Origin of the sequence: Pseudomonas sp. SIMBA_067 (assembly GCF_046534675.1) — a bacterium.
Lineage (GTDB): Bacteria > Pseudomonadota > Gammaproteobacteria > Pseudomonadales > Pseudomonadaceae > Aquipseudomonas > Aquipseudomonas putida.
The window spans coordinates 110,272-136,121 of record NZ_JAWRYH010000010.1; the positions used below are offsets into that span (position 1 = coordinate 110,272).

Consider the following 25,850-nt stretch of genomic DNA (forward strand, 5'->3'; position numbering starts at 1 on the left):
TCAGCGGAACGGCGGCTCATCGAAGCTGCGCAGTTTACGCGAGTGCAGCGAGTTGAGCTCGGTGCGCAACAGGTCGAGGGCGGCAATGCCGATCTTCAGGTGCTGGCTGACCGCCCGGTTGTAGAAGGCGTTGGCCGAACCCGGCAGCTTGATCTCGCTGTGCAGCGGCTTGTCGGACACACACAGCAAGGTGCCGTACGGCACGCGCAAACGGTAACCCTGTGCGGCAATGGTCCCGCTTTCCATGTCCACGGCCACGGCACGCGACAGGTTGATCAGCGGCCGTTCCTGGGCCCATCGCAGCTCCCAGTTACGGTCGTCGTAGGTCAGCACGGTGCCGGTGCGCAGGCGTTTCTTCAGCTGTTCGCCACGTTCGCCGGTAACCTGCGCAGCCGCTTCCTGCAAGGCCAGTTGCACTTCGGCCAGGGCTGGAATGGGGATGTTCGGCGGCACCACCCGGTCGAGAATGCCGTCACGGCGCATGTAGGCGTGGGCCAGCACGTAGTCGCCGATGGTTTGCGACTGCCGCAAGCCGCCGCAGTGGCCGATCATCAGCCAGCAGTGCGGGCGCAGCACGGCCAGGTGGTCGGTGATGTTCTTGGCGTTGGACGGGCCGACACCAATGTTGACCAAGGTCACGCCGTCGCCGTCGGCGGCGATCAGGTGGTAGGCCGGCATCTGGTAGCGGTGCCAGATCACGCTGGCGACCAGGGCCTGGGTTTCACCGTGATCCATGGCTTTTTCGATCACCACGTTGCCCGGCAGCACCATGCGCACGAAGCGCGGGTCGTCGCGAAGTTGCTCCAGACCGTGGCTGATGAACTGGTCGACATAACGGTGGTAGTTGGTCAGCAGGATCCACGGCTGCACATGGCGCCAGTCGCTGCCGGTGTAGTGCACTAGGCGGCGCAGCGAAAAGTCGACGCGCGCGGCGTCGAACAGCGCCAGTGGGAAAATTTCGGCACGGTCCCAGTCGTACAGGCCATCGGCGATGTTGTCAGTGGCGGCCGACAGGTCGGTGCTAGGGAACACCCGCGCCAGCTGCGCGGCGGTAATGCCGCTGCCGGCCAGTTCGTCGCCCTGGTCGACTACGTAAGGGTATGGAATGTTCTGCTCGCTGATGCCTACCTCTACCGTGACGGTGTAGTCGTGCATCAGGGGGCGCAACTGCTCCAGCAAGTAGCCACGGAAAGCAGCGGGCTGGGTGACGGTGACGCTGTAGGTGCCGGCCACCTGCACCTTGGCATAGGCCCGCGTGGTGGCGGCGACCTCACCGTGGCTGTAGTAGGTCAGGCGCAGCGCCGGGTAGCGGAACAGGTCGCGCTCATCGGCGCCCGGCTCGGTACGATCCTTCAGGTAACGCTTGAGGGCCTGGCTAAGGGCCCCGGTAGCCTGTTCATGCAGGGCCGCCAGACGGTCGACGGCCTGTTCGGGGGTATCAACGACTACAAAAGCGTGGCTCACACTGTGCTTCCTGTCTGGACATGCATGTGAACCATCTTGCCTGCGTTTCATGGCAATTACATCCCCGGCGGTCAGTACCGGCCCTATCGCCGGCAAACCAGCGCCCACAAGTCCTCCACCGGTATCGAACATTGCGCATTACCTGTGGAAGCTGGCTTGCCGGCGATAGGGCCTTCAAACACACCTCAACTCGGCCAGGCAGGTGTTGCCCTGATCACCAATGCCTGCACATCCACACCCCGTGGCAGCGCCCCATACGCCCGTCCACCACCCGTCAGGCGGCTACCGATAAACGCATCGCTGACCACCGCGTTGCCCGCCTCCAGCAACAGCTTGGCCTGAAGCGCCAGCGCGATATCCTCGGTCAGCTGCCGCGCGCGGTACTGTATGTCGCCGGTGTCGGCAAACGCCCCCTTGAGGTTGCCGATATGCGCCGCCAGCCGCGGATCCCCATGCCCGTCGCCCAATTCGGCGAACAGCGCATCGAGCACGCCCGGCTCCTTGGACAAGGCCCGCAGCACATCCAGGCACTGCACGTTGCCCGAGCCCTCCCAGGTCGAATTGACCGGTGCCTCGCGGTACAGCCGTGGCAGGATGCTGTCTTCGACATAACCCGCACCGCCCAGGCATTCGGCGGCCTCGTTGATCATGGCCGGCGCCCGTTTGCAGATCCAGTACTTGCCAACCGCCGTGACCAGCCGGGCGAAATGCGCCTGCTGCGGGTCGTCGAGTTGCTCCAGTGCCTGCCCCATACGCAGGCTCAGGGCCAGTGCCGCCTCGCTTTCCAGGGCAAGGTCGGCCAGCACGTTCTGCATCAGCGGCTGCTCATTGAGCAACCGGCCGCCGACCTTGCGGTGCGCGCAGTGATGGGCCGCCTGGGTCAACGCCTGACGCATCAGGGCGCTGGAGCCGACCATGCAGTCGAAACGGGTCATGGCGACCATCTCGATGATGGTTGGCACACCCCGCCCTTCCTCCCCAATCATCCATGCCAGCGCACCACGGAACTCCACCTCGCTGGAGGCGTTGGAGCTGTTGCCCAGCTTGTTCTTCAGGCGCTGGATGTAGAACTGGTTGCGGTTGTCGTCCGGGCGATGGCGCGGCAGCAGGAAGCAGCTCAGGCCTTTTTCGGTTTGCGCCAGCGTGAGGAAGGCATCGCACATGGGTGCCGAGCAGAACCACTTGTGCCCGACCAGCTCATATGGCTGGCCCGGGCCAGGTGCCCCTACCGGGTAGGCCCGCGTGGTATTGGCGCGCACATCGGTGCCGCCCTGCTTCTCGGTCATGGCCATGCCCAGGGTGACCCCGGCCTTGTGCCGGTCGCCGACGTTGCGCGGGTCATACTCGCAGGCAAGGATTTTCGGCAGCCAGTACTCGGCCAGCTCGGGCTGAAGGCGCAGCGCCGGCACGGCAGCGAAGGTCATGGTCAGCGGGCACCCAGTACCGGCTTCGGCCTGGCTGTGCAGGTAAGTCATCGACGCGCGTGCCACATGGGCGCCAGCGCGGGGTTCGGCCCATGGCAAAGAAGGCAGGCCGTGCTCGACGGCGGTACGCATCAGCTCGTGGTAGGCCGGGTGGAACTCGACCAGGTCGATGCGATGGCCATAGCGGTCGTGGCTGATGAGCTCCGGCTTGTGCGCGTTGGCCAGGAAACCTGCCTGCATCAGCGGGCCGCCCGCCAGGGCGCCGTAGGCATCTATCCGCGACTCGGCCCAGCCCGCGCCGAAACGCCGGGACCATTCCTGCAAAGGCAGGTCGAGGCGGTACAGGTTGGCACCGTCGAGAGGCGGCGGCTGGTTGGTGACTTCGTGGGTTTCAGCGTACTGGTGCAGGTTCATCGGGGGGCTCCTGGATCCGGGTAGGCTTGAGAGACCCAGTGAAGCACTGCTTGCGGGGGAGTCAAAGGGGCATTAATGACTAAACGTGTGGTGGGGGTGGCGCATACCTTGGGAGGCATCAGGGCTGAAGCTGCTCGCCGTGGCAGGTGCAGCGTCTATGAGATCGAGCGCCGCCCGCGCGGCGCTTCGCAGCACAAGGCTGCTCCTACATTTGTTTCGGGCCAGTGGTTCCTGAGGCAGAGGCGCGCGGCCCCTTGGTGTTCACCTCGATATCGTGTCGGGCAAACCAGGCGGTCGCGCGCGTTGGCCCAGGTGTTACTGGCCCGAGACAAACGTAGGAGCAGCCTTGTGCTGCGAAGCGCCGCGCGGGCGGCGCTCGATCTCATAGGCGCTGCACCTGCCCCCGGCGAACACCTGCCAGCCCTCACGAACGCTATGCCTTCAAAGCAAGCGCCGCGTCTGCACTATATTCGGGCTCATCTGCACCTGCGAAATCGCCACGTTCAAACTCAATTCAAACCGGCTCCCCAACCCGCGCGTCGATTCATGCGCCAACCTGGCCCCCAGCAATTCCCCCATCTGCCGGCAGATCGACAAGCCAATCCCCAGGCCGCCATACCGCCGGGTCATCGAACCGTCGACCTGGAAGAACCGCTGGTACAGGGTCGACTGCTCCAGGTCATCGAAGCCGATACCGCTATCACTGATGGTAAAGGTCAAGGCCAGGTCGCCCGGCCCCAACCGGCGGCCGCGCACCTGGATCATCACCCCGCCCTGATGGGTGAACTTCAAACCGTTGTCCACCAGGCAGCCCAGGCACTGGGCCAGTTTCTTCCCGTCACCCAGCAGCCCGTCCGGCAGGTCGGCCGGTATGTCCAGGCTGAGGTACAAGCCTTTGCGCAGGGACTGCCCTGCATAACCGGCGCGCAAGCCCTGCAGCAGTGCGCGCAGGCTGAACGGCGCCGGCTGCGCGCGCAGGCGGCCTGCCTGCAGCTCGGACAGGGTAAGAATGGCGTCGACCATGTCCATCATGCCTTGCGCCGACCCCACCGCCGTGCGGTGGTACTGGGCCATCTCGGCTTCCATCGGCAGGGTGTGCATCAGCTCCAGCGAGCCGATCACGCCATTCATCGGGGTGCGCAGCTCATGGGTCACGCTGGCCAGAAACTCGTCCTTCAGGCGGTTGCTCCTGGCCAGTTGCAGGTTCAGCTGCTCCAACGTGCGCCCAGTCTCGCGCAAGGTCTGCGCCTGTTGCTCACGCAGGCTGTTGATACGGTCGGCCAGCGCCAGCGACAGCAATGCTACCTCCAGCGCAGAACCGAGCTGGCTGGCATACATGGTGATGAACACATTTGGCAGGTGGCCCAGCACCATCAGGGTGTTGACCAGCCCGCCAAGCAGGAACGCCGTCCAGGCGATGATGAACCAGCGCGCCACGCGCAAGCCACGCCACCAGGCGTAGAGGCCGGCGCTGAAGATGCTCACGGTGAACAGCAACGCCAGTAGCGTGGCCATGCGCAGGGCAATGCCGTAGGGCATGCTCACCGCCATTACCATGACCAAAGCGCCGCCCAGCATCAGTAGCTGCAGCAGCCGGTCGAAACCACGGCTGATGTTACCCAGTTGCAGGAAGTGCCGGGCGAACTGGCAGCCGAACAGGCCGGCCGCACCAATGAACAGCGGCGTCGAGGCGTTCGCCCACCAGGGGCTGTCCGGCCAGAAGTAGGCCACGCCTGCACCGTTCACCGATACCTGGTAGAAACCGAACGAGGCGATATAGAGGATGTAGTAGAGGTAGCTGACGTCGCGCACGCTGAGGTAGATGAACAGGTTGTACACCAGCATCACCAGTAACACGCCGTAGATGATCCCCAGCACGTACAGGCGCGTGGGCTGCTCTTCCAGGTAGGCTTCAGGGGACCACAGCGCCAGCGGCGCTTGTACCGAACCCTGGCTGTGCAGCCGCAGGTAGGCGGTGGTCACCTTGCCAGGGGGCAACTGCAACTTGAACAGGTAGTTGTTCTGCCGTATCTGCCGGCTGTCGTAGGGCAAGGCATCGCCGGTGCGCTGCGCCAGGCGGTATACGCCGCTGCCGTCGGGCAAGTACAGCTCGAGGTGGTCCAGCGGCGGATAGGCCAGCTCCAGCAGCCACTGCCGCGGGGCAGCGCCGGGCGGGGCAACGGGGCGCAGCTCGACCTTGAGCCAGAACACCGAGGTGGAATAACCGGCGTTCAGCACGTCTTCATGGTGGGGGCGGAAGAATTTGGCAAACCCGGGGGCACTGACCTGGGCGATGCTGGCACTGCCATCGAGGTCTTCGTAAACCTGCATGGCCTTGCCCAATGGAAGATGCCGGGTAGCGTCGTCGAAATCGACCGCTCCGGCCAGCACGGGCAGCAAGCCCAGAAGCACAATCAGCAAATAGCGCATACAGCCCCAGCATGGCCTGTCCGGTCGCGTCGCGGTAGCCTCCCATCCGTTTGAGACGACGTTATCCGGCAGAACCCGTTTGTCGAGTTATCCGAGCACTCTAGCATAGCTTCGCAACCTGGCAATCGGCCATATCAAAAACCAAAGAAAAGGCTCTAAATCAATACTTTCAGAAGTTCATAAAATTAAAATCTGACCGATCGATCAGTAAAACTCGTTTGTCGGACGATCCGCCCAAACAGGTTTGGTGGTAAGCTCGCCGACCATGAATACCTACAGCTCCCGCCCCGTTGTCCTCTGTCTCTCCGGCCACGACCCCAGTGGCGGCGCCGGCCTGCAGGCAGATATCGAAGCCCTGATCGCCCAAGGCTGTCACGCTGCACCCGCAGTGACCGCCCTGACCGTGCAGGATACCGTCAACGTTTCCGACTTCCGCGTGCTCGACCGCGAGTGGGTACTGGCCCAGGCCAATGCCGTACTGGCCGACTCCACGGTGGCCGCCGTCAAGCTGGGCATGCTCGGTTCGATCGAGATGGTCGACACCGTCGCCGAACTGCTGGCCGCCCACCCGCACCTGCCGCTGGTTTGCGACCCGGTGCTGCGTGCCGGCGGCGGTGGCCGCCTGGGCAAGGACGAGGTGGGCTACGCCGTGCGCGAACGCCTGCTGCCACTGGCGACCATCGCCACGCCGAACCTGCCCGAAGCGCGCATCCTCGCCGAGCTGCCCGAAGGCACCGCCGACGAATGTGCCGAAAAGCTGCTGCCGTTCTGTAGACACCTGCTGATTACCGGCGGTCACGGCGACGAAGACGAAATTCACAACCGCCTGTACACCCAGGACGGTCAGCACCACACCTGGACCTGCCAGCGCCTGCCGGGCAGCTACCATGGCTCGGGCTGCACCCTGGCCAGCGCCCTGGCTGGCCGCCTGGCCCTCGGCGAGCAGCTGGAAAGCGCCGTGCGCAGCGCTTTGGACTACACCTGGCGCACCCTGCGTGACGCCGAGCAGCTGGGCAGGGGCCAGTACGTGCCGCGCCGCCTGCCCCTGGACTTCTGTTCCTGATACGAGGCTTTCAATGAAGCTACGCGGTCTGTATGCAATCACCGACAGCCAGCTGCTCGCCGGCCGGTTCCTGTCCCATGTCGAGGCGGCACTGGAAGGCGGCGTGTGCCTGCTGCAGTACCGCGACAAAAGTGACGACGCGGCGCGCCGCCTGCGTGAAGCCGAAGGGCTGATGAAGCTCTGCGAGCGCTACGGCACCCAGCTGCTGATCAACGACGACGCCGAACTGGCCGCACGCCTGGGTGTCGGTGTACACCTGGGCCAGACCGACGGCCCGCTGACCCCGGCCCGCGCCCTGCTCGGCCGCCGGGCGATCATCGGTTCCACCTGCCACGCCAGCCTCGACCTGGCCGCCCAGGCCGCCAGCGAAGGCGCTAGCTACGTCGCCTTTGGCCGCTTCTTCAATTCCGTTACCAAGCCGGGCGCGCCCGCCGCCAACGTCGAACTGCTGGAGCAGGCGCGTGCCCAGGTGAAATTGCCGATTGCCGTGATCGGCGGCATCACCCTCGACAACGCCGCCCCGCTGGTCGCCCACGGCGCCGACCTGCTGGCGGTGATCCATGGCCTGTTCGGTGCCGACAGCGCGCAGGAAGTTACCCGCCGCGCCCGCGCCTTCAATGCCTTGTTCGCATCCTGATTTCGAGAGAGCCTTTCATGTCCCGTTCCGAAGACCTGTTCGCCAAAGCCCAGAAGCACATCCCCGGCGGCGTCAACTCGCCAGTGCGCGCTTTCAAAAGCGTGGGCGGCACGCCGCTGTTCTTCAAGCATGCCGAAGGCGCCTACGTCGTTGACGAAGACGACAAGCGCTATGTCGACTACGTAGGCTCCTGGGGCCCGATGATCCTCGGCCACGGCCACCCGGACGTACTGGACTCGGTACGCAAGCAGCTGGAGCACGGCCTGTCCTACGGCGCGCCGACCGCCATGGAAACCGACATGGCCGACCTGGTCTGCTCGCTGGTGCCGTCGATGGAAATGGTGCGCATGGTCAGCTCGGGCACCGAAGCCACCATGAGCGCCATCCGCCTGGCCCGTGGCTACACCGGCCGTGACGCCATCATCAAGTTCGAAGGCTGCTACCACGGCCACTCCGACAGCCTGCTGGTAAAAGCCGGTTCCGGCCTGCTGACCCAAGGCGTGCCAAGCTCGGCCGGCGTGCCGGCAGACTTCGCCAAGCACACACTGACCCTGCCGTTCAACGACATCGCCGCGGTCGAGAAAACCCTGGCAGACGTCGGCCAGACCGTGGCCTGCATCATCGTCGAGCCCGTGGCCGGCAACATGAACTGCGTCCCGCCGGCGCCGGGCTTCCTTGAAGGCCTGCGCGAGCAGTGCGACAAACACGGCGTGGTGCTGATCTTCGACGAAGTGATGACCGGCTTCCGCGTCTCGCTGGGCGGCGCCCAGGGCCACTACGGCATCAAGCCGGACCTGTCCACCTTCGGCAAGATCGTCGGTGGCGGCATGCCGGTCGGCTGCTTCGGCGGCAAGCGCGAAATCATGGGCTGCATCGCCCCGCTCGGCCCGGTTTACCAGGCCGGCACCCTGTCGGGCAACCCGCTGGCCATGGCCGCTGGCCTGACCACCCTGAAGCTGATCAGCCGCCCGGGCTTCCACGATGAGCTGACCGACTACACCAGCCGCATGCTCGATGGCCTGCAGCAACGTGCCGATGCCGCTGGCATACCGTTCGTCACCACCCAGGCCGGTGCCATGTTCGGCCTGTATTTCAGCGGCGCCGACGATATCGTCACCTTCGAAGACGTGATGAGCAGCGATGCCGAACGCTTCAAGCGCTTCTTCCACCTGATGCTGGAAGGCGGCGTGTACCTGGCACCCAGCGCATTCGAGGCGGGCTTCACCTCCATCGCCCATGGCGACAAGGAGCTGCAAATCACCCTGGATGCGGCTGAGAAGGCCTTTGCTGCATTGAAGTAACTGCCAGCCTGCATCGGCCTCTGTGGGAGCGGGCTTGCCCCGCGAAGAGGCCGGTACAGGCAATAATTACGCATGCACAATCAGCTGACTTCCCCAACCAAGCAGAAATTCGAGTAAAACTTTGTAAGGTTGGCGCTGCTTATCCCATAATGTGCCACCAGAGACATTGGCCGCAGCTTTGCAGAGGTAAGTCGATCCCCATGAACCGCACCGGCCGCGCCCTGACCCTGGGCTGCCTGTTGCTTCTTCAGCCCCTGCTGGCCTTGGCGGAGGGCGGTAACTCGTTGCTGATTCCGGCGACGGGCCGCTGCACCTTGAATGTTCAGCCTGAAGACCTGGCAAACGCCCTCAAGGCCTGCGAGCAGACGGCTACCGCGGGGGATGCCCAGGCGCAATTCGAACTGGGCGAGTACTACTACACGCAAACGCCGAAAAACCTCGACAAAGCCCTGGACTGGTTCCAGAAGGCTTCGCTGCAAGGCCAGGCCGACGCCCAGTACCGTCTGGGTGCGATGTTCTTCCATGGCGAAGGGGTCAAGGCCAACAACGTGCAAGCCTACATCCTGCTGAAGATGGCCGCGGTCAACGGCGCCGAAGATGCACTGGACATGGCCGACGAAATCACCGAGCAAATGCCCCGCGACGAACTGGAGCATGCCACCCAGGTGCTCGGCCAGATCTTCCGCAAATACCTGCTGGAACTGCAGAACGCCGAAGGGCGCACGCCGTTCTCGCCACTCCCCTGACGGTTACTTTTCCGGCATTGGCATCGGGAACGGCATCACGTTGCCGCCGCCCTTGGCTTCGCTGATCTTTGCCGTGCCCAGCCGCTCCACTTCGTCAATCCGCACGATCGAGTGCATCGGCACGAAACTGCGGATCACGCCCTCGAACTGGTTCTTTAGCTTCTCCTCGCTCGGATCCACCACCAGTTGCGAGCGCTCGCCGAACACGAACTCCTCGATTTCCAGGAAGCCCCACAGGTCGCTCTGGTAGATCTGCTTGGCATACATCTCGAAGACCTGCCCCTGGTTGAGGAAGATCACTTTATAGATGGCAGGTTCGCGTTTGCTCATGATGGGAGGGATAACACATGCGTAAGAAAAGGCAGGCATGATACCTGCTCCGGCCTCTTCGCGGGTGAACCCGCTCGCACAGGTCATGCACACAACCTGTGGGAGCGGGTTCACCCGCGAAGAGGCCAGAACAGGCAGTACATACCGTTGAACGTTTCAGTGCTTTCGCCACTGGCATTCAAGGGTTATTCTTGAGTTCACACCCATTGCCGTCGAGCGGCTAAAAACGACCTTGAACGCACCCATAGAACCTCATCGTTTCATCCTCGAGCCCTTCGAGGCCCACCGTTTCGCCAACTTGTGCGGGCAGTTCGACGAGCACTTGCGCCTGATCGAACAGCGCCTGGCCATCGAAATCCGCAACCGCGGCAATCAGTTCGAACTGATCGGCGAACCCAAGACCACCTCTGCGGCCGAACAGTTGCTGCGCCGTCTCTACCGCGAGACCAAGGCCACCGACCTGTCGCCGGAAACCGTGCACCTGTACCTGCAGGAGTCGGCTGTCGAAAACATCGACAACCCGGCCGTCAACGAGGTCAGCGTGTCGCTGCGTACGCGCAAGGGCAACATCCGCCCGCGCGGGCTCAACCAGCAGCGCTACGTGAAGGAAATACTGGCCAACGACATCAACTTCGGCGTCGGCCCGGCCGGTACCGGCAAGACCTACCTTGCCGTGGCCTGCGCCGTGGATGCGCTGGAGCGCGAACAGGTGCGCCGTATCCTGCTGGTGCGCCCTGCGGTCGAGGCAGGCGAAAAGCTTGGCTTCCTGCCCGGTGACCTGGCACAGAAGATCGACCCGTACCTGCGCCCGCTGTACGACGCCCTGTACGAAATGCTCGGCTTCGAACACGTTGCCAAGCTGATCGAGCGCCAGGTGATCGAGATCGCCCCGCTGGCCTACATGCGTGGCCGTACCCTGAACAACAGCTTCATCATCCTCGACGAAAGCCAGAACACCACGCTGGAACAGATGAAAATGTTCCTCACCCGCATCGGTTTCGGCTCCACCGCGGTGATTACCGGCGACATCACCCAGGTCGACCTGCCACGTGGCACCAAGTCGGGCCTGGCACACGTCATCGAGGTGCTGAAAGACGTTCCGGGCATCAGTTTTACCCACTTCCAACCCAAGGATGTGGTTCGTCACCCACTGGTGCAGCGTATTGTCGAAGCCTACGACCGCTTCGAAGCCCGCCAGGCCAAGCCCGAGGCGCCCGGCAAAGATGCTTGAACTTGATATCCAACGGGCCACGGACGCTGCCGCCCCGGATGACGCCGCCTTCCACCGCTGGTGCGAACTGGCCCTGCGCCAGCGCAGCGCCGACTCGGAAATGACCATTCGCCTGGTCGACGAAGCCGAAGGCCGTGAGCTGAACCACACCTACCGGCACAAAGACTACGCGACCAATGTGCTGTCTTTCCCGGCCGATGTGCCCGACGAACTGCTCGATATTCCGCTGCTGGGGGACCTGGTGATCTGCGTCCAGGTGGTCGAGCGCGAAGCGGCCGAACAAGGCAAGTCGCTCGACGCCCACTGGGCGCACCTGGTCATTCACGGTTGCCTGCACCTGCTCGGCTACGACCACATCGATGATGAGGAAGCCGAAGAAATGGAAAGCCTGGAACGGGAATTGCTGGCAGAACTGGGTCACCCCGACCCGTATGCCGACGATGAAACCGACTCAATCACACACTGAAACACGAAGGATCACGAGAACCGCCATGAGCGAAGATCGATCGAGCAACGGGCAAAAGTCCTGGCTGGGCAAACTGACCCAGGCTTTTGCCCATGAGCCGAAAAACCGCCAGGAGCTCCTTGAGCTGCTGCGCGAAGCCCATCAGAACAAATTGCTGGACAGCGAAGCGCTGACCATCGTCGAAGGCGCCATCCAGGTCGCCGACCTGCAGGTGCGCGACATCATGGTGCCGCGCTCGCAGATGAACAGCATCAAGGCCGGCCAGTCGCCTCGCGAGTTTCTGCCAGCGGTGATAGACGCCGCGCACTCGCGCTACCCGGTGATCGGCGAAAGCCACGACGATGTGCTCGGGATCCTGCTTGCCAAAGACCTGCTGCCGCTGATCCTCAAGGAGAACGGCGACAGCTTCAATATCAAGGACCTGCTGCGCCCGGCCACCTTCGTGCCCGAGTCCAAGCGCCTGAACGTGTTGCTGCGCGAGTTCCGCGCCAACCATAACCACATGGCCATCGTCATCGACGAATATGGCGGCGTGGCAGGCCTGGTGACTATCGAAGACGTGCTGGAACAGATTGTCGGCGACATCGAAGACGAGCACGACGTCGAGGAAGACAGCTACATCAAGCCGCTGCCAAGCGGTGACTTCCTGGTCAAGGCGCTTACCCCGATCGAGAACTTCAACGAGTTCTTCGACAGCGAGTTCTCCGATGACGAGTTCGACACGGTTGGCGGGCTGGTGATGAGCGCCTTTGGCCACCTGCCCAAGCGCAACGAAACCACCGAGATCGGGTCTTACAAGTTCCGTATTCTCAACGCCGACAGCCGGCGGATACACTTGCTGCGCCTGACCCCGATCACCCGTTAAGGACAAACATGCGTTGGATCACCCGCCCCGGCTGGCCCGGTAACCTGCTGGCCCTGGCGGCCGGTGCTTCCACCCTTCTGGCCCTGGCGCCGTTCGACATCTGGCCGCTGGCCATATTGTCCATCGCCGTGCTCTACCTTGGCCTGCGCGAGCTCACCCCGCGCCAGGCCATGTGGCGGGGCTGGTGGTTCGGTTTCGGCCTGTATGGCGCCGGCACCTGGTGGATCTACGTCAGCATGAACACCTACGGCGGCGCCTCGCCGCTGCTGGCGATCCTGCTGCTGTTGGCGTTCTTCGCCGCCCTGGCCTGGTTCTTTGCCCTGCCCACCTGGCTGTGGGCACGCTGGCTGAGGCGCAATGAAGCGCCACTGGCCGACGCGTTGTGCTTCGCCGCCCTTTGGCTGCTGCAAGAGGCCTTCCGCGGCTGGTTCCTGACCGGTTTCCCTTGGCTCTATGCCGGCTACAGCCAGCTGGATGGCCCATTGGCCGGGCTGGCACCACTGGGGGGCGTGTGGCTGGTTTCCTTCACCCTGGCGCTCACTGCGGCCCTGCTGTGCAACCTGCACCGCCTGCGCGCCCGCCCCTCGTTCCTTGCCGTGGCCTGCTTGCTGTTGCTGGCCCCGTGGGTACTGGGCCTGGCGCTCAAGGGCCATGCCTGGACCAAACCGGCAGGTGACCCGCTGAAAGTGGCAGCCATTCAAGGCAACGTCGAGCAGGACCTGAAATGGGACCCGGCGCACATCGACGCGCAACTGGCGCTGTACCGTGACCTGAGCTTCAGCTCCAAACCTGTGGACCTGCTGATCTGGCCAGAAACCGCAGTGCCTGTGCTCAAGGACCAGGCACAGGGCTACATCGACGTGATGGGGCGCTTCGCTGCCGAGAGGCATTCGGCGCTGATCACCGGCGTGCCGGTGCGTGAAGTGGTGCATCATCAGCGCCGCTACTACAACGGCATCACCGTCACCGGTGAAGGCGATGGCACCTACCTCAAGCAGAAACTGGTGCCGTTTGGTGAATACGTGCCGTTGCAGGACATGCTGCGAGGGATGATCGAGTTCTTCAACCTGCCCATGTCCGACTTCGCCCGCGGGCCGGAAGATCAGCCGCTGCTGCAAGCCAAGGGTTATCAGATTGCGCCGTACATCTGCTACGAAGTGGTCTACCCCGAGTTTGCCGCAGGCCTGGCCGCACGCAGCGACCTGCTGCTGACCATCAGCAACGACACCTGGTTCGGCAAATCGATCGGTCCTTTGCAGCACTTGCAGATGGCACAGATGCGCGCCCTGGAAGCCGGCCGCTGGATGATCCGCGCCACCAACAACGGCGTGACCGCCCTTATCGACCCGTTTGGCCGCATTACCACGCAGGTGCCGCAGTTCGAGCAGGCGGTGCTGTATGGCGAAGTGGTGCCGATGCAGCAATTGACGCCGTACCTGAAATGGCGCTCGTGGCCGCTGGCGATTGTCTGTGTGCTGCTGCTGGGCTGGGCGTTGCTGGCAGGGCGCATAGCCAAAACTGTCTGATGATGCTACCTGTACCGGCCTCTTCGCGGGCTTGCCCGCTCCCACAGGTACTGCACACGCCTCGAAGGCTGCGCTAATTCTGTGGGAGCGGGCAAGCCCGCGAAGAGGCCGGTACAGGTAGCACAAGTTTCAATAGAACACCCGATACCCCACCAGCCCCACCACCTCATTCAGCAACTGACCGCTCTGCCACATCGCCCGGCTCTCGGGCAGCAGCCCGGCAAACGGTCGCGCATGATCGCGCCCAAGGAACCCCACCGGCGCTGGCACCACCTCGAACCCCGCCTGTTCAAAACTCCAGCGTGAGCGCTGCATGTGCCAGGCCTGGGTCACCAGCACCACCCGGCGAAACCCCAAAGGCTGCAAGACCTTGGCCGTCAGCTGAGCATTTTCCCAGGTCGTGCGGCTGGCCTCTTCGCGCCATTTCACCTCGACAGCGAAATCTTCATGCAGGCGTTCCGCCATCAGCCTCGCCTCGCTGGGCGGCGTGCCGTAATGCAGTCCACCACTGGTCAACACTGGCAGGCCCGAGGCCTTGGCCAGCCGCGCGGCAAAGCGCATACGCTCCAGTGCCGTGGCCGTGGGCTGGTCACCGCCACCCCAGGCCGGGTCCCCGCGCTCGCGCCCGGCGCCCAGCACCACAATGGCATCCGCCCGGCTCGCCAGGCCCGCCCAGTCGCTCACGGCCAGCGGCGGCTCACTTTCCAGCACACGGGCGGTTTCCTGCACCACCAGCGGCAGGCTCATCAGCCATAGGCCACCCAGCCCCATGGCAAAGCACAGCGCCGCCAGCCGTGGCCGCCGTGCACGCAGCCACCACGCCGCAAGCAACAGCAGCAACAGGATGCCCGGCGGCATCAGCCATTGTTTGATGAAGAATCGGATCGGCATCGGCCACACCTCCTTGGCAGGGGTGCAGCCTAAAAGGATCGGCGCCGGTCAACAAGGGTGCGACCGGCGCCAATCGTGAGCTGTGTGATATTGAAGAACCGGCGCGCGATGGCCTGCGGCTGGCATCCTGAACGGCTAGCGATGTGGCAGCGTCCTGGATCTCGCCGTATTGGCGGGGCGTTTCTTGTCCTTGAGCCAGATGATCTTGGCCGATGTCGGCTCCGCTTGTGGGTAACTGCCGGCACAGGCACTCTGGCGCACCGGGAGCGATTCCAGGTAGGCCTTGATCACTTCGAACTCTGCGTGGCTCAGGCCGCGCAATTCCAGCTCGGCCGGCATCTCGTCGCGCAATCGAACCGAGGTCCTGGCGGTTTCCAGCGCCAGGCCAAGCCGGTCGATCAGACGTTCGTAAAGCTCCGGCTTGATTGCGGGTAGCTGCGTCTCTCCCATCCGTTCACCTCATTGAAGATAAAGAATATCTCCCCCCACACCTGAGCTTAGCGGCGCAATGAAAAGCAGCCGCCTGCCGCGACCAGCGGGCATTCGCAACGAAGGTTTCCCACGATGCGCAACGCTGCTGTATGCTACGGCGTTCACTCTAAACGACACCGGAGTACCGGTTGCAGCGAGGTTCCGCTGCCTGGAACAAGGTCTCTTCTCTCTCAGCCAAAAGTAGCCATGCACGAACAATACACGCCCCGTGATATCGAAGCCGCCGCCCAGAACTTCTGGGACGAGCAACAATCGTTCGCTGTTACCGAACAGCCAGGCAAAGACACCTACTATTGCCTATCGATGTTCCCGTACCCGAGCGGCAAGCTACACATGGGCCACGTGCGCAACTACACCATCGGCGACGTGATTGCCCGCTACCAGCGCATGCTGGGCAAGAACGTCCTGCAGCCGATGGGCTGGGACGCTTTCGGCATGCCCGCGGAAAACGCGGCGATGAAAAACAACGTCGCCCCGGCCAAGTGGACCTACGAAAACATCGACTACATGAAGACCCAGCTCAAGAGTCTGGGCCTTGCCATCGACTGGGCACGTGAAGTGACCACCTGCAAACCCGACTACTACCGTTGGGAGCAGTGGCTGTTCACCCGCCTGTTCGAGAAAGGCATCATCTACCGCAAGAACGGTACCGTGAACTGGGACCCGGCTGACCAGACCGTACTGGCCAACGAGCAGGTCATCGACGGCCGTGGCTGGCGTTCGGGCGCGCTGATCGAAAAGCGCGAAATCCCGATGTACTACTTCCGCATCACCGACTACGCCGACGAGCTGCTGGAAAGCCTCGACGAACTGCCGGGCTGGCCTGAGCAGGTCAAGACCATGCAGCGCAACTGGATCGGCAAGTCGCGCGGCATGGAAGTACAGTTCCCGTACGACCAGGCCAGCATCGGCCACGAAGGCACCCTGAAGGTCTTCACCACCCGCCCGGACACGCTGATGGGCGCGACCTACGTCGCCGTCGCCGCCGAGCATCCGCTGGCCACCCAGGCCGCCCAGGGCAACCCGGCGCTGCAGGCGTTCATCGACGAGTGCAAGAGCGGCAGCGTTGCCGAAGCCGACATGGCCACCCAGGAGAAGAAGGGCATGGCCACTTCCCTGCTGGTCGAGCACCCGCTGACCGGCGAGAAGCTGCCGGTATGGGTCGCCAACTACGTGCTGATGCACTACGGCGATGGCGCGGTAATGGCCGTGCCGGCCCACGACGAGCGCGACTTCGAGTTCGCCCACAAGTACAAGCTGCCGGTCAAGGCCGTGGTACGCAACAGCGCTGGCGATGAAGTCGGCAGCGAGTGGCAGGCCGCCTATGGCGAGCACGGCCAACTGATCAACTCCGGCGAGTTTGACGGCCTGGACTTCGCCGGCGCCTTCGACGCCATCGAAGCCGCCCTGATCCGCAAGGAACTGGGCAAGTCGCGTACCCAGTTCCGCCTGCGCGACTGGGGTATCAGCCGCCAGCGCTACTGGGGCTGCCCGATTCCGATCATCCACTGCCCGTCCTGCGGCGACGTACCGGTGCCGGAAGACCAGCTGCCGGTCACTCTGCCGGAGAACGTGGTACCGGACGGTGCCGGCTCGCCACTGGCGCGCATGCCTGAATTCTACGAATGCACCTGCCCGAAATGCGGCACCGCGGCCAAGCGCGAAACCGACACCATGGACACCTTCGTCGAGTCGTCCTGGTACTTTGCCCGCTACGCCTCGCCTAATTACGACAAGGGCCTGGTCGACCCGAAAGCCGCCAACCACTGGCTGCCCGTCGACCAGTACATCGGTGGTATCGAACACGCGATCCTGCACCTGCTGTACGCGCGCTTCTTCCACAAGCTGATGCGCGACGAAGGCCTGGTCACCTCGAACGAGCCGTTCAAGAACCTGCTGACCCAGGGCATGGTGGTCGCTGAAACCTACTACCGCGTGGCCAGCAACGGCGGCAAGGATTGGTTCAACCCGGCCGATGTCGAAATCGAGCGCGATGCCAAGGCCAAGATCATCGGCGCCCGCCTGAAGACCGACGGCCTGCCGGTGGAAATCGGCGGCACCGAGAAGATGTCGAAGTCGAAGAACAACGGCGTCGACCCGCAATCGATGATCGAAGCCTACGGCGCCGACACCTGCCGCCTGTTCATGATGTTCGCCTCGCCGCCCGACATGAGCCTGGAATGGTCCGACTCTGGCGTCGAAGGTGCCAGCCGCTTCCTGCGCCGTGTCTGGCGCCTGGCCCAGGCTCACGTCAGCCAGGGCCTGCCGGGCAAGCTGGATGTCGCCGGCCTGGACGACGCGCAGAAAGTCATCCGCCGCGCCATCCACGCCGCCATCAAGCAGGCCAGCAATGATGTAGGCCAGTTCCACAAGTTCAACACCGCCATTGCCCAGGTGATGACCGTGATGAACGTGCTGGAAAAGGCCCCGCAAGCCAGCGAGCAGGACCGAGCCCTGCTGCACGAAGGCCTGGAAGCCGTCACCCTGCTGCTGTCGCCGATCACCCCGCACATTTCCCACGCGCTGTGGCAGCACCTGGGCCACGCAGGGTCGGTAATCGATGCCGCCTGGCCGAGCGTCGACGAGCAGGCACTGGTGCAGGACACCGTTACCCTGGTGGTTCAGGTCAACGGTAAACTGCGCGGCCAGGTCGAGATGCCTGCCGCAGCCAGCCGCGAAGAAGTCGAAGCCGCCGCCCGCAGCAACGAGAATGTCCTGCGCTTCATCGATGGCCTCACCATCCGCAAGGTCATCGTGGTACCGGGCAAGCTGGTCAACATCGTCGCCAACTGATGAAAACGCCCACCCGCAGTGGCTGCGGGTGGGCGGTACAGGCCCACAAGGGAGCAACAACATGATCAAACGCAATTTGCTGGTAATCGGCCTGGCGGTCATGCTCAGCGCCTGCGGTTTCCAGCTGCGCGGCACCGGCTCCACCGAGCTGAGTGTGAAGGAAATGGACGTCAGCGCACGCAATGCCTACGGCCCGACCGTGGTCCAGCTCCGAGAGGTACTGGAGCGTAGCGGTGTCAACGTGCATGCCGGCGCGCCTTACCGCCTGGTGTTGACCAACGAGCAGGAGCGCGAGCGCTCGGCAACCTACAGCAGCGGCAACCGTACCGCCGAGTACGAGCTGACCACGGAGCTGAACTACAGCATCCAAGGCCTGAACAACCTGGAACTGCTGAGCGACAAGCTGGAAGTGCGCAAGATCTACGTGCGTGACGGCTCGAACATCACCGGTTCCGAGCAGGAAGCCAACCGCGCGCGTGAAGAAATGCGCCGCGACCTGGTCAATGCCATGGTCGTGCGCCTGCAGATGCTGAGCCCGTCCCAGCTGGACGAGCTGCAGCGTAAAGCCGACGAGCGCGCCAAGGCCGAAGCCGACGCGCTGGAAGCTGCGCGCCGCCAGCAGGCCGACACGCCTCAGCAGTCGCCACTGGAAGTGCCGGGCAACTAAGCCCGCGTGGGGCACCCTCGGGTGCCCCACCTGTTTCCCATGAAACTCGCCCCCGCCCAACTCAACAAGCACCTGCAAGGCGCCTTGGCACCGGTCTACGTAGTCAGCGGCGACGACCCGCTGCTGTGCCAGGAAGCCGCTGACGCCATCCGCAACGCGGCACGTCAGCAAGGTTTCGACGAACGTCAGGTATTCAGTGCCGACGCCAACTTCGACTGGGGCACCCTGCTCCAGGCTGGCGCCAGCCTGTCGCTGTTCGCCCAGCGCCGCCTGCTGGAACTGCGCCTGCCCTCGGGCAAGCCTGGTGACAAGGGCGCCGCCGCGCTGATCGAATACTGCGCCAGGCCCGCCGAAGACACCGTGCTGCTGGTCAGCCTGCCCAAGCTCGACGGCAGCGCGCAGAAGACCAAATGGGGCAAGGCCTTGATCGAAGGTGCCCACTGCCAGTTCATCCAGATCTGGCCGGTGGATGTGCACCAGCTGCCACAGTGGATCAACCAGCGGCTGCAGCAAGCCGGCCTGTCGGCGCAACGGGACGCTGTCGACCTGATCGCTGCGCGCGTGGAAGGCAACCTGCTAGCCGCCGCGCAGGAAATCGAAAAGCTCAAGCTGCTCGCCGACGGCAACCAGATCACCGTGGAAACCGTGCAGGCTGCAGTCGCCGACAGCGCCCGCTTCGATGTCTTCGGCCTGGTCGACGCCATTCTCAACGGCGAAGCGGCGCATGCCCTGCGCATGCTCGAAGGCTTGCGTGGTGAAGGCGTAGAGCCGCCCGTGATCCTCTGGGCCCTGGCCCGTGAACTGCGCCAACTGGCCGGGCTGGCCCAACAGTTCAGCCAAGGCGTGCCGCTGGACAAAGCCTTTAGCCAGGCCCGCCCGCCGATCTGGGACAAACGCCGACCGCTGGTCAGCAAAGCCCTGCAACGCTTGTCAGCGCAACGCTGGGGGCAGTTGTTGCAGGATGCCCAGCGTATCGATGCGCAGATCAAGGGCCAGGCCGAGGGTTCGCCCTGGACAGGTCTGGCGCGCTTGTCGCTGTTGATGGCGGGTCAGCGCCTGTCGTTACCTTCGCAATAGCCGGGGCCGCTTTGCGGCCCCAAGATCCAAGCCATAAACACAATCAATTGGCCCCACCCCGCACCAAGCCCTACAGTGCGCCCCGAATCCCCACCCAACCCGGGAAGCCCACCATGAGCAAAAAGCCGAAAAAGCACGGCCCCAACAAGGCCAAGTCCATCGTCGCCCAACCCCTGTTCCGCTGCCGCCAGGAACAACCGGACAAGGGCAAAGGCAGCTACCGCCGCGAAGCCTTCCAATCGAGAGATTGGGAGGCTTCCTACTTTTTGGCAGCATGAAAGCATCGCAAGCGCAGGCATGGTATGGTCGTCACCTGACCTGCAATTCTGGATCTGTGCATGCTCTTCCGTCTTCTCCCCCGTTGGGAAACCCGCCAGCTGATCGCGGCCTCCAGCTTCATCCTGCTCGTGGCCTGCGCGGAAAAACCCACCGCTGCCGACGCACTGCCGCTGGCCCCTGCCCAACCCGCTCCAGTGGTGACTGTGCCCGGCACAACGCCTGACGTCAGCACTGAAATCCAGCCTCTGCAAACCTTCGCCCAATGGCAAGCAGGCTTCCGCCAGCAAGCCCTGCAAGCCGGCATCTCGCCGAGCACGTTCGACAGCGCCTTCCTCGGCGTCACCCCCGACATGGACGTGATCAAGGCTGACCGCAGCCAGCCAGAGTTCACCCGCCCGGTATGGGAATACCTTGAAGGCGCCCTGTCGCCTCTGCGCGTGCGCAATGGCAAGAAGCTGCTGGAGCAGAACGCCGAGCTGCTGACCCGCCTCGAGCAACGCTATGGCGTCGACCGCCAGGTGCTGGTCGCCGTGTGGGGCATGGAAAGCAACTTTGGCCAGTTCCAGGGCAACAAGTCGGTGATTCGCTCGCTGGCCACGCTGGCCTATGAGGGCCGTCGCCCGCAGTTCGCCCAGGACCAGCTGATCGCCGCGCTGCAAATTATCCAGCATGGCGACATCCAGCCTGAAGCCATGCGTGGTTCGTGGGCCGGTGCCATGGGCCAGACCCAGTTCATCCCGACCACCTACAACACCCATGCCGTGGACTTCGACGGCGATGGCCGTCGCGACATCTGGAACAGTACGCCGGATGCCCTGGCCTCGACGGCGCATTACCTGCAAAGCTCGGGCTGGAAGCGTGGTCAGCCATGGGGCTTCGAGGTACAAGTGCCGGCTGGTTTCGATTTCTGGCAAGCCGATGGCGCGCTGCGCAAACCGGTCAGCGAGTGGCTGGCGATGGGTGTGACACTGCCTGCAGGCACGCAATTGCCCGCCAACAGCAACCAGCTGTCAGCCGCCCTGCTGCTGCCAGCGGGCGCACGTGGCCCGGCGTTTTTGGTGCTGGACAACTTCCGTGCAATCCTCAAGTACAACAACTCGTCGTCCTACGCCTTGGCGGTGAGCCTGCTGGGGGATCGCTTCAGTGGTTGGGGCTTCATTGCCGGCAGTTGGCCGAAAGAAGACCTGCCATTGAGCCGCAGCGAGCGCATGGAGCTGCAGAACTTGCTGAACAGCCGTGGGCACGAGGCCGGCAATGCCGATGGCATCATCGGCGCCAATACCCGCAAGGCCATTCGCACCGCCCAGCAGGGGCTGGGGTGGCCAGCAGATGGCTACCCGACCCACAAGCTGCTCGAGAGCCTGCGTCAGCCGTGAGATTGCTGAGGGCGCTCCTGCAGCCAACCGCGTAACTGCAATGTATCGCAATTCCCTGTAGGAGCGGCCTTGTGCCGCGATGGGCTGCAAAGCAGCCCCGACAATCTCAAACCTTGAACAGGTCCTGCTCCAGCACCAGGCTCTGCCGATCACTGTCCAGCCTGACCCGAGCCCCCAGCGGCAAGCACACATTCGGGTCGCAATGCCCACTGCGCCACCCCGCCAGCACCGGCACACCCAAGGGCGCGAAGGTATCCTCCAGCAACGGCGCCAACGCCGCCGGGGTGATCCCGGCAAAGTCCCCTACCAGCACACCCTTGATCCCCTCCAGCTTGCCCGCCAGGCGTAACTGGGTCAGCAGCCGGTCCACCCGGTACAACGGCTCGTTGACGTCCTCGATGAACAGGATGCAGCCCTGAGTATCCAGCTCGGCAAGCGTCCCCATGGTCGCCCCCAGCATCGACAGGTTGCCGCCCAGCAGCGGCCCGCTGGCCACACCCGGCAACACCGTGGTCAAGGCATAGTCCGCCGGGTGCGCGATCTGCTCGCCGCCCCGCACAAGCCCACCCAACTGTGCCAACAACGACGATTCGGTCGGCGGCAACTTGGCCCCCAGCAGATCGGCATTCAGCATCCCCCCGTGGAAGGTAACCAGCCCGCCGCAATGCCGGTAGATAGCAGTGTGCAGTGCAGTAATGTCGCTGTAGCCGATCAACGGTTTAGGGTTGCGGCGAATGAGCTCGAAGTCGAGCTGATCGAGCAAACGCATGCTGCCATAGCCCCCGCGCATGCACAGGATGGCGTCGATGGCCGGGTCGGCAAAGGCATCGTGCAGGTCCTGCAGGCGCTGCTGGTCCGGCCCTGCCAGGTAACCCTGCGCTTGCAGGGCACCTGGGTAGATACGGCAACGGTAGCCGCGGTCAGCAAACCACTGGCTGACCTTGTACGTATCCAGACGCGCCGCGCCTGCCGGCGCGACAATGGCAAAGCAGGCGTTAGCCGGCAGCGCGGCTGACAGGCTGGGTTGGACAGTTTCGGCGCAATTCATCGCGGCTCCTTGCAGCGCAGGTGGCACAAATAAAAATGCCGATGCCGCCTTTCGGCGTGCATCGGCATACGTAGCTCTGCTTTTGGCTCAGAGCTTGATCTTGGCTTCGTGAGCTTGCTGGTCAGCGTGGTACGAAGAACGCACCAGCGGGCCGGAGGCGACGTTCTTGAAGCCCATCTTGTAACCTTCCTCGGCGAACCAGGCGAAGGTGTCCGGGTGAACGAAACGTTGCACCGGCAGGTGGCTACGCGATGGCTGCAAGTACTGGCCGAGGGTGAGCATGTCGATTTCATGCTCACGCATGCGGTGCATCACCTCGATCACTTCTTCGTCAGTCTCGCCCAGGCCGAGCATCAGGCCCGACTTGGTAGGTACGTGCGGCACCATCTGCTTGAACTTCTGCAGCAGGTCCAGCGACCAGTCGTAATCGGAACCCGGGCGCGCGGCCTTGTACAGGCGCGGCACGGTCTCGAGGTTGTGGTTGAACACATCTGGCGGCTCTTGCGCAGTGATCGCCAACGCAACGTCCATGCGGCCACGGTAGTCCGGCACCAGGGTTTCCAACTGCACACCCGGCGACAGCGCACGAATTTCGCGGATGCAGTCGGCAAAGTGCTGGGCGCCGCCATCACGCAGGTCGTCGCGGTCCACCGAGGTGATCACCACGTACTTCAGGCGCAGGTCGGCAATGGCGACCGCCAGGTTTTTTGGCTCGTCCAGGTCCAGCGGTTTCGGTCGGCCGTGGCCAACGTCACAGAACGGGCAACGACGGGTGCAGATGTCACCCATGATCATGAAGGTGGCGGTGCCACCAGAGAAGCACTCACCCAGGTTCGGGCAGGAGGCCTCTTCGCACACGCTGTGCAGCTTGTGCTTGCGCAGCAGTTGCTTGATGCGGTCTACCTCGGGCGAAACCGGGATACGCACGCGGATCCAGTCAGGCTTTTTCGGCAGCTCATCGGTCGGGATGATCTTTACCGGGATGCGCGCGACTTTGTCGGCACCACGCAGTTTGACCCCGGCTTCCACCTTTTTCGGCGCTTGGCGCGGGGTGGCATCCAGGGTAGGTATCAGGTTCGGCACGGCTTCTTGCACAGTTGTCATATTCAGTCGATTCCGCCCGTGAGGGTCGTCTGCTCAGCGTAGTCGAGGTGCTTGACCAGCTGTCCGCGCAGCCTTGTCCTGACCTCGTCGAGTTCGATCGGACCTGCCAGGTCGCGCAGCTGGGTCATGGCCAGCCCCGCATAGCCGCAGGGGTTGATTCGGCGGAATGGCGCAAGGTCCATGTCCACGTTCAGGGCAAGGCCGTGGAACGAACGGCCGTTGCGAATTCGCAGGCCGAGGGAGGCGATCTTCGCTCCGTCGACATAGACGCCCGGGGCATCGGCCTTGGCCGATGCCTGCACGTCGTAACTGGCGAGCAGGCCGATCAGGGCCTGTTCGATACGGCTGACCAACTCGCGTACGCCAAAGCCCAGCCGGCGCACGTCCAGCAGCAGGTAGGCCACCTGCTGACCGGGGCCATGGTAGGTCACCTGGCCACCGCGGTCGGTCTGCACCACCGGGATGTCGCCCGGCACCAGCAGGTGCTCGGCCTTGCCGGCCTGGCCCTGGGTGAAGACTGCGGGGTGCTCGACCAGCCAGATTTCATCCTGGCTGTCCGGGCTGCGCTGCTCGGTAAAGCGACGCATGGCCTCCAGCACCGGTTCGTAGGGCTGCAGGCCAAGCTCGCGAAAACCGAGACAGGCGGACATCAGAGCACCATTTTCACGATGCCGGTAGCGCGCAGGGCGCTATTGATGTCGTGCAACTGGTCTTCGCTGGTGGCAACGATGTGCAATTGCACGGTGGTGTACTTGCCTTCCTTGCTCTGGCGCTCAGCCAAGGTCTTCATGTCGACCTCAGCATATTTCTTCAAGATCTCGACGACCGTGTCCTTGAAATGGACAACGGTATCGCCGATCACCTTGATCGGGTAATCAGCGCAAGGGAATTCGATCTTGTGCGACTTGACGTCTGGTTCGCTCATGGCGGAAACGGCCTCGTAAGCCGTGGCAACAACAACACCCCCGCTAGATACGCGGGGGCATGCAGGTCACGTATCAGTTGAACAACCCGAAGAAGAATAGACGGATGCTATCCCACATACGGCGGAAGAAACCACCTTCCTCGACGCCATCGAGGGCGATCAGGTCGGCGCTGTGAACCACTTTCTCGTCCAGTTTGACTTCCACTTTGCCGATCACGTCACCTTTGGCGATTGGCGCGGTGAGCTGCGGGTTCATGGTCATCGAAGCCTGCAGGCGCTTCAATTGGCCTTTAGGCATAGTCATGGTCAGGTCGTCGGCCAGGCCAGCCTTGATCTGGCTGGTCGCGCCCTTCCAGACCGGGGCCTGGGTCAGCTCGGTGCCCTTCTGGTAGAAGGTCTGGGTTTCGAAGAAGCGGAAACCGTAGGTCAGCAGCTTCTGGGTCTCGGCAGCACGGGACTGCTCGCTGTTGGTGCCGAACACCACGGCGATCAGGCGCTGGCCATCACGAACGGCCGAAGCCACCATGCAGTAGCCGGCTTCGTCGGTGTGGCCGGTCTTCAGGCCATCGACGGTCTTGTCACGCCACAGCAGCAGGTTGCGGTTAGGCTGCTTGATGTTGTTCCAGAAGAACTCTTTCTGCGAGTAGATGGCGTAGTGGGCCGGGTCGACGGTGATGATCGCACGGGCCAGGGTTGCCATGTCATGCGCCGACGAGTAGTGCTCCGGGTTCGGCAGGCCAGTCGGGTTCATGAAGTGGCTGTTGCTCATACCCAGGTCGGCAGCCGTCTTGTTCATCATGTCGGCAAAGGCATCTTCGCTGCCGGCGATGTGCTCGGCCAGGGCGACCGAGGCGTCGTTGCCGGACTGGATGATGATGCCGTGCAGCAGGTCGCTGACAGTCACCTGGCTGCCGACCTTGATGAACATGCGCGAACCGCCGGTACGCCAGGCGTTTTCGCTGACGGTAACCGGGTCGTTCTCACCGATCTGGCCGCGGCGGATGTCCAGGGTGGCGATGTAGGCGGTCATCAGCTTGGTCAGGCTGGCTGGCGGCAGACGCTCGTCACCGTTGTTCTCGACCAGCACGTTGCCGCTGGACGCGTCCATGAGTACGTAGGACTTGGCTGCCAGTTGCGGTGGTGCCGGCGTCATCTGCTCTGCCGCGAAGGCGGCAGGCGTGATCATCAGCAGTACAGGCAGGCAAAGTCGTTTGGCAAGGTTGGTGATGTTCATCCGTCTCTCGAAAATCGCTAATGGTCTGAGATGTTCCCTGGGCAAGATCGTGTGCCCAGCGCCAGTC

The 25,850-nt window shown here is 63.5% G+C and carries 24 protein-coding genes; 13 read left to right on the plus strand and 11 right to left on the minus strand.

The genetic code is table 11. From position 1 onward, the window contains the following. The 3 genes from amn to SB765_RS20980 all read right to left on the minus strand — a co-directional run bounded on the left by amn (window position 1) and on the right by SB765_RS20980 (window position 5,732). The gene (gene amn, locus SB765_RS20970) at window positions 1-1,515 is read right to left on the minus strand and encodes an AMP nucleosidase (RefSeq protein WP_217436105.1); all 1,515 of its coding nucleotides are present in this window, start codon (window positions 1,513-1,515) and stop codon (window positions 1-3) included. 134 nt (window positions 1,516-1,649) lie between these two features. Further along, a complete protein-coding gene (locus tag SB765_RS20975; RefSeq protein WP_410931850.1) occupies window positions 1,650-3,302 on the minus strand; it encodes an acyl-CoA dehydrogenase family protein in 1,653 nt (550 codons plus the stop codon). A 441-nt stretch (window positions 3,303-3,743) separates the two neighbouring features. After that, window positions 3,744-5,732, minus strand: a complete 1,989-nt coding sequence (locus tag SB765_RS20980) for a 7TM diverse intracellular signaling domain-containing protein (protein ID WP_410912002.1) — start codon at window positions 5,730-5,732, stop codon at window positions 3,744-3,746. A gap of 265 nt (window positions 5,733-5,997) precedes the next feature. Here SB765_RS20980 and SB765_RS20985 point away from each other — a divergent pair, with 265 nt between their 5' ends. From SB765_RS20985 to SB765_RS21000, 4 genes are all read left to right on the plus strand, one after another. Further along, window positions 5,998-6,795, plus strand: a complete 798-nt coding sequence (locus SB765_RS20985) for a hydroxymethylpyrimidine/phosphomethylpyrimidine kinase (protein ID WP_132844205.1) — start codon at window positions 5,998-6,000, stop codon at window positions 6,793-6,795. Between the two features lie 13 nt (window positions 6,796-6,808). Beyond that, window positions 6,809-7,432, plus strand: a complete 624-nt coding sequence (gene thiE / locus SB765_RS20990; protein ID WP_016501788.1) for a thiamine phosphate synthase — start codon at window positions 6,809-6,811, stop codon at window positions 7,430-7,432. A gap of 17 nt (window positions 7,433-7,449) precedes the next feature. Further along, a complete protein-coding gene (gene hemL, locus SB765_RS20995) occupies window positions 7,450-8,733 on the plus strand; it encodes a glutamate-1-semialdehyde 2,1-aminomutase (protein WP_258654112.1) in 1,284 nt (427 codons plus the stop codon). A 200-nt stretch (window positions 8,734-8,933) separates the two neighbouring features. Further along, window positions 8,934-9,479, plus strand: a complete 546-nt coding sequence (locus SB765_RS21000) for a tetratricopeptide repeat protein (protein ID WP_410931851.1) — start codon at window positions 8,934-8,936, stop codon at window positions 9,477-9,479. A gap of 3 nt (window positions 9,480-9,482) precedes the next feature. Here the strand turns inward: SB765_RS21000 and SB765_RS21005 are convergent, their stop codons facing one another. Further along, entirely contained in the window at window positions 9,483-9,809 is a 327-nt protein-coding gene (locus SB765_RS21005) for a DUF1820 family protein (RefSeq protein WP_041167902.1), read from the minus strand. A gap of 232 nt (window positions 9,810-10,041) precedes the next feature. On the opposite strand from SB765_RS21005, the gene SB765_RS21010 reads away from it, so the two are divergent. Genes SB765_RS21010 through lnt form a run of 4 tightly spaced genes read left to right on the plus strand, consistent with a single transcriptional unit; the run spans window position 10,042 to window position 13,897 of the window. Next, entirely contained in the window at window positions 10,042-11,040 is a 999-nt protein-coding gene (locus SB765_RS21010; RefSeq protein ID WP_016501791.1) for a PhoH family protein, read from the plus strand. Beyond that, window positions 11,033-11,506, plus strand: coding sequence for an rRNA maturation RNase YbeY (ybeY, locus tag SB765_RS21015; RefSeq protein WP_410911999.1), 474 nt, complete (start codon window positions 11,033-11,035; stop codon window positions 11,504-11,506). The genes SB765_RS21010 and ybeY overlap by 8 nt, the downstream gene beginning before the upstream one ends. 25 nt (window positions 11,507-11,531) lie before the next feature. Next, the gene (locus SB765_RS21020; RefSeq protein ID WP_003249762.1) at window positions 11,532-12,371 is read left to right on the plus strand and encodes an HlyC/CorC family transporter; all 840 of its coding nucleotides are present in this window, start codon (window positions 11,532-11,534) and stop codon (window positions 12,369-12,371) included. 8 nt (window positions 12,372-12,379) lie between these two features. Continuing rightward, entirely contained in the window at window positions 12,380-13,897 is a 1,518-nt protein-coding gene (gene lnt, locus SB765_RS21025; protein WP_410931852.1) for an apolipoprotein N-acyltransferase, read from the plus strand. A 129-nt stretch (window positions 13,898-14,026) separates the two neighbouring features. Here lnt and SB765_RS21030 read toward each other — a convergent pair whose 3' ends face one another. Continuing rightward, window positions 14,027-14,788, minus strand: coding sequence for a YdcF family protein (locus SB765_RS21030; protein WP_341796858.1), 762 nt, complete (start codon window positions 14,786-14,788; stop codon window positions 14,027-14,029). A 135-nt stretch (window positions 14,789-14,923) separates the two neighbouring features. After that, window positions 14,924-15,238: a hypothetical protein gene (locus SB765_RS21035; protein WP_063422775.1), complete on the minus strand. Its 315-nt coding sequence runs from the start codon at window positions 15,236-15,238 to the stop codon at window positions 14,924-14,926. 228 nt (window positions 15,239-15,466) lie between these two features. Here SB765_RS21035 and leuS point away from each other — a divergent pair, with 228 nt between their 5' ends. The 5 genes from leuS (at window position 15,467) to SB765_RS21060 (ending at window position 21,472) form a co-directional block, all read left to right on the plus strand. After that, entirely contained in the window at window positions 15,467-18,073 is a 2,607-nt protein-coding gene (gene leuS / locus SB765_RS21040; protein ID WP_410931853.1) for a leucine--tRNA ligase, read from the plus strand. A gap of 61 nt (window positions 18,074-18,134) precedes the next feature. After that, the gene (lptE, locus tag SB765_RS21045; protein WP_410911993.1) at window positions 18,135-18,740 is read left to right on the plus strand and encodes an LPS assembly lipoprotein LptE; all 606 of its coding nucleotides are present in this window, start codon (window positions 18,135-18,137) and stop codon (window positions 18,738-18,740) included. A 39-nt stretch (window positions 18,741-18,779) separates the two neighbouring features. Continuing rightward, the gene (gene holA / locus SB765_RS21050) at window positions 18,780-19,817 is read left to right on the plus strand and encodes a DNA polymerase III subunit delta (RefSeq protein ID WP_341796861.1); all 1,038 of its coding nucleotides are present in this window, start codon (window positions 18,780-18,782) and stop codon (window positions 19,815-19,817) included. Between the two features lie 113 nt (window positions 19,818-19,930). Next, window positions 19,931-20,095, plus strand: a complete 165-nt coding sequence (arfA, locus tag SB765_RS21055; RefSeq protein WP_016501800.1) for an alternative ribosome rescue factor ArfA — start codon at window positions 19,931-19,933, stop codon at window positions 20,093-20,095. 60 nt (window positions 20,096-20,155) lie between these two features. Further along, window positions 20,156-21,472 carry a lytic murein transglycosylase gene (locus SB765_RS21060; RefSeq protein ID WP_410931854.1) on the plus strand — a complete coding sequence of 439 codons (1,317 nt, stop codon included), beginning with the start codon at window positions 20,156-20,158 and terminating at the stop codon, window positions 21,470-21,472. Window positions 21,473-21,578: 106 nt separating this feature from the next. On the opposite strand, the gene SB765_RS21065 is transcribed toward SB765_RS21060, so the two are convergent. The 5 genes from SB765_RS21065 to SB765_RS21085 all read right to left on the minus strand — a co-directional run bounded on the left by SB765_RS21065 (window position 21,579) and on the right by SB765_RS21085 (window position 25,783). Next, the gene (locus SB765_RS21065) at window positions 21,579-22,520 is read right to left on the minus strand and encodes an LD-carboxypeptidase (RefSeq protein WP_410931855.1); all 942 of its coding nucleotides are present in this window, start codon (window positions 22,518-22,520) and stop codon (window positions 21,579-21,581) included. Between the two features lie 87 nt (window positions 22,521-22,607). Continuing rightward, complete coding sequence (lipA, locus tag SB765_RS21070; protein WP_016501803.1) at window positions 22,608-23,624, minus strand: lipoyl synthase; 1,017 nt, start codon at window positions 23,622-23,624, stop codon at window positions 22,608-22,610. A 2-nt stretch (window positions 23,625-23,626) separates the two neighbouring features. Beyond that, window positions 23,627-24,274 (minus strand): lipoyl(octanoyl) transferase LipB, encoded by a 648-nt coding sequence (gene lipB, locus SB765_RS21075; RefSeq protein WP_410911985.1) that lies wholly within the window; start codon window positions 24,272-24,274, stop codon window positions 23,627-23,629. Then, entirely contained in the window at window positions 24,274-24,549 is a 276-nt protein-coding gene (locus SB765_RS21080; protein WP_016501804.1) for a DUF493 domain-containing protein, read from the minus strand. The genes lipB and SB765_RS21080 overlap by 1 nt, the downstream gene beginning before the upstream one ends. A 73-nt stretch (window positions 24,550-24,622) precedes the next feature. Then, the gene (locus SB765_RS21085; RefSeq protein WP_016489361.1) at window positions 24,623-25,783 is read right to left on the minus strand and encodes a D-alanyl-D-alanine carboxypeptidase family protein; all 1,161 of its coding nucleotides are present in this window, start codon (window positions 25,781-25,783) and stop codon (window positions 24,623-24,625) included. Window positions 25,784-25,850 lie beyond the last annotated feature (67 nt).

Coding starts and splice junctions, on each gene's coding strand:
- thiE (WP_016501788.1), top strand. CDS start 6,809: ATGAAGCTACGCGGTCTGTATGCAATCACCGACAGCCAGCTGCTCGCC.
- SB765_RS20985 (WP_132844205.1), top strand. CDS start 5,998: ATGAATACCTACAGCTCCCGCCCCGTTGTCCTCTGTCTCTCCGGCCAC.
- SB765_RS20980 (WP_410912002.1), bottom strand. CDS start 5,732: ATGCGCTATTTGCTGATTGTGCTTCTGGGCTTGCTGCCCGTGCTGGCC.
- ybeY (WP_410911999.1), top strand. CDS start 11,033: ATGCTTGAACTTGATATCCAACGGGCCACGGACGCTGCCGCCCCGGAT.
- amn (WP_217436105.1), bottom strand. CDS start 1,515: ATGAAACGCAGGCAAGATGGTTCACATGCATGTCCAGACAGGAAGCAC.
- SB765_RS21085 (WP_016489361.1), bottom strand. CDS start 25,783: ATGAACATCACCAACCTTGCCAAACGACTTTGCCTGCCTGTACTGCTG.
- SB765_RS21000 (WP_410931851.1), top strand. CDS start 8,934: ATGAACCGCACCGGCCGCGCCCTGACCCTGGGCTGCCTGTTGCTTCTT.
- SB765_RS21065 (WP_410931855.1), bottom strand. CDS start 22,520: ATGAATTGCGCCGAAACTGTCCAACCCAGCCTGTCAGCCGCGCTGCCG.
- SB765_RS21030 (WP_341796858.1), bottom strand. CDS start 14,788: ATGCCGATCCGATTCTTCATCAAACAATGGCTGATGCCGCCGGGCATC.
- hemL (WP_258654112.1), top strand. CDS start 7,450: ATGTCCCGTTCCGAAGACCTGTTCGCCAAAGCCCAGAAGCACATCCCC.
- SB765_RS21005 (WP_041167902.1), bottom strand. CDS start 9,809: ATGAGCAAACGCGAACCTGCCATCTATAAAGTGATCTTCCTCAACCAG.
- SB765_RS21035 (WP_063422775.1), bottom strand. CDS start 15,238: ATGGGAGAGACGCAGCTACCCGCAATCAAGCCGGAGCTTTACGAACGT.
- SB765_RS21080 (WP_016501804.1), bottom strand. CDS start 24,549: ATGAGCGAACCAGACGTCAAGTCGCACAAGATCGAATTCCCTTGCGCT.
- SB765_RS20975 (WP_410931850.1), bottom strand. CDS start 3,302: ATGAACCTGCACCAGTACGCTGAAACCCACGAAGTCACCAACCAGCCG.
- lnt (WP_410931852.1), top strand. CDS start 12,380: ATGCGTTGGATCACCCGCCCCGGCTGGCCCGGTAACCTGCTGGCCCTG.
- SB765_RS21060 (WP_410931854.1), top strand. CDS start 20,156: ATGCTCTTCCGTCTTCTCCCCCGTTGGGAAACCCGCCAGCTGATCGCG.
- SB765_RS21020 (WP_003249762.1), top strand. CDS start 11,532: ATGAGCGAAGATCGATCGAGCAACGGGCAAAAGTCCTGGCTGGGCAAA.
- lipB (WP_410911985.1), bottom strand. CDS start 24,274: ATGTCCGCCTGTCTCGGTTTTCGCGAGCTTGGCCTGCAGCCCTACGAA.
- holA (WP_341796861.1), top strand. CDS start 18,780: ATGAAACTCGCCCCCGCCCAACTCAACAAGCACCTGCAAGGCGCCTTG.
- arfA (WP_016501800.1), top strand. CDS start 19,931: ATGAGCAAAAAGCCGAAAAAGCACGGCCCCAACAAGGCCAAGTCCATC.
- lptE (WP_410911993.1), top strand. CDS start 18,135: ATGATCAAACGCAATTTGCTGGTAATCGGCCTGGCGGTCATGCTCAGC.
- leuS (WP_410931853.1), top strand. CDS start 15,467: ATGCACGAACAATACACGCCCCGTGATATCGAAGCCGCCGCCCAGAAC.
- lipA (WP_016501803.1), bottom strand. CDS start 23,624: ATGACAACTGTGCAAGAAGCCGTGCCGAACCTGATACCTACCCTGGAT.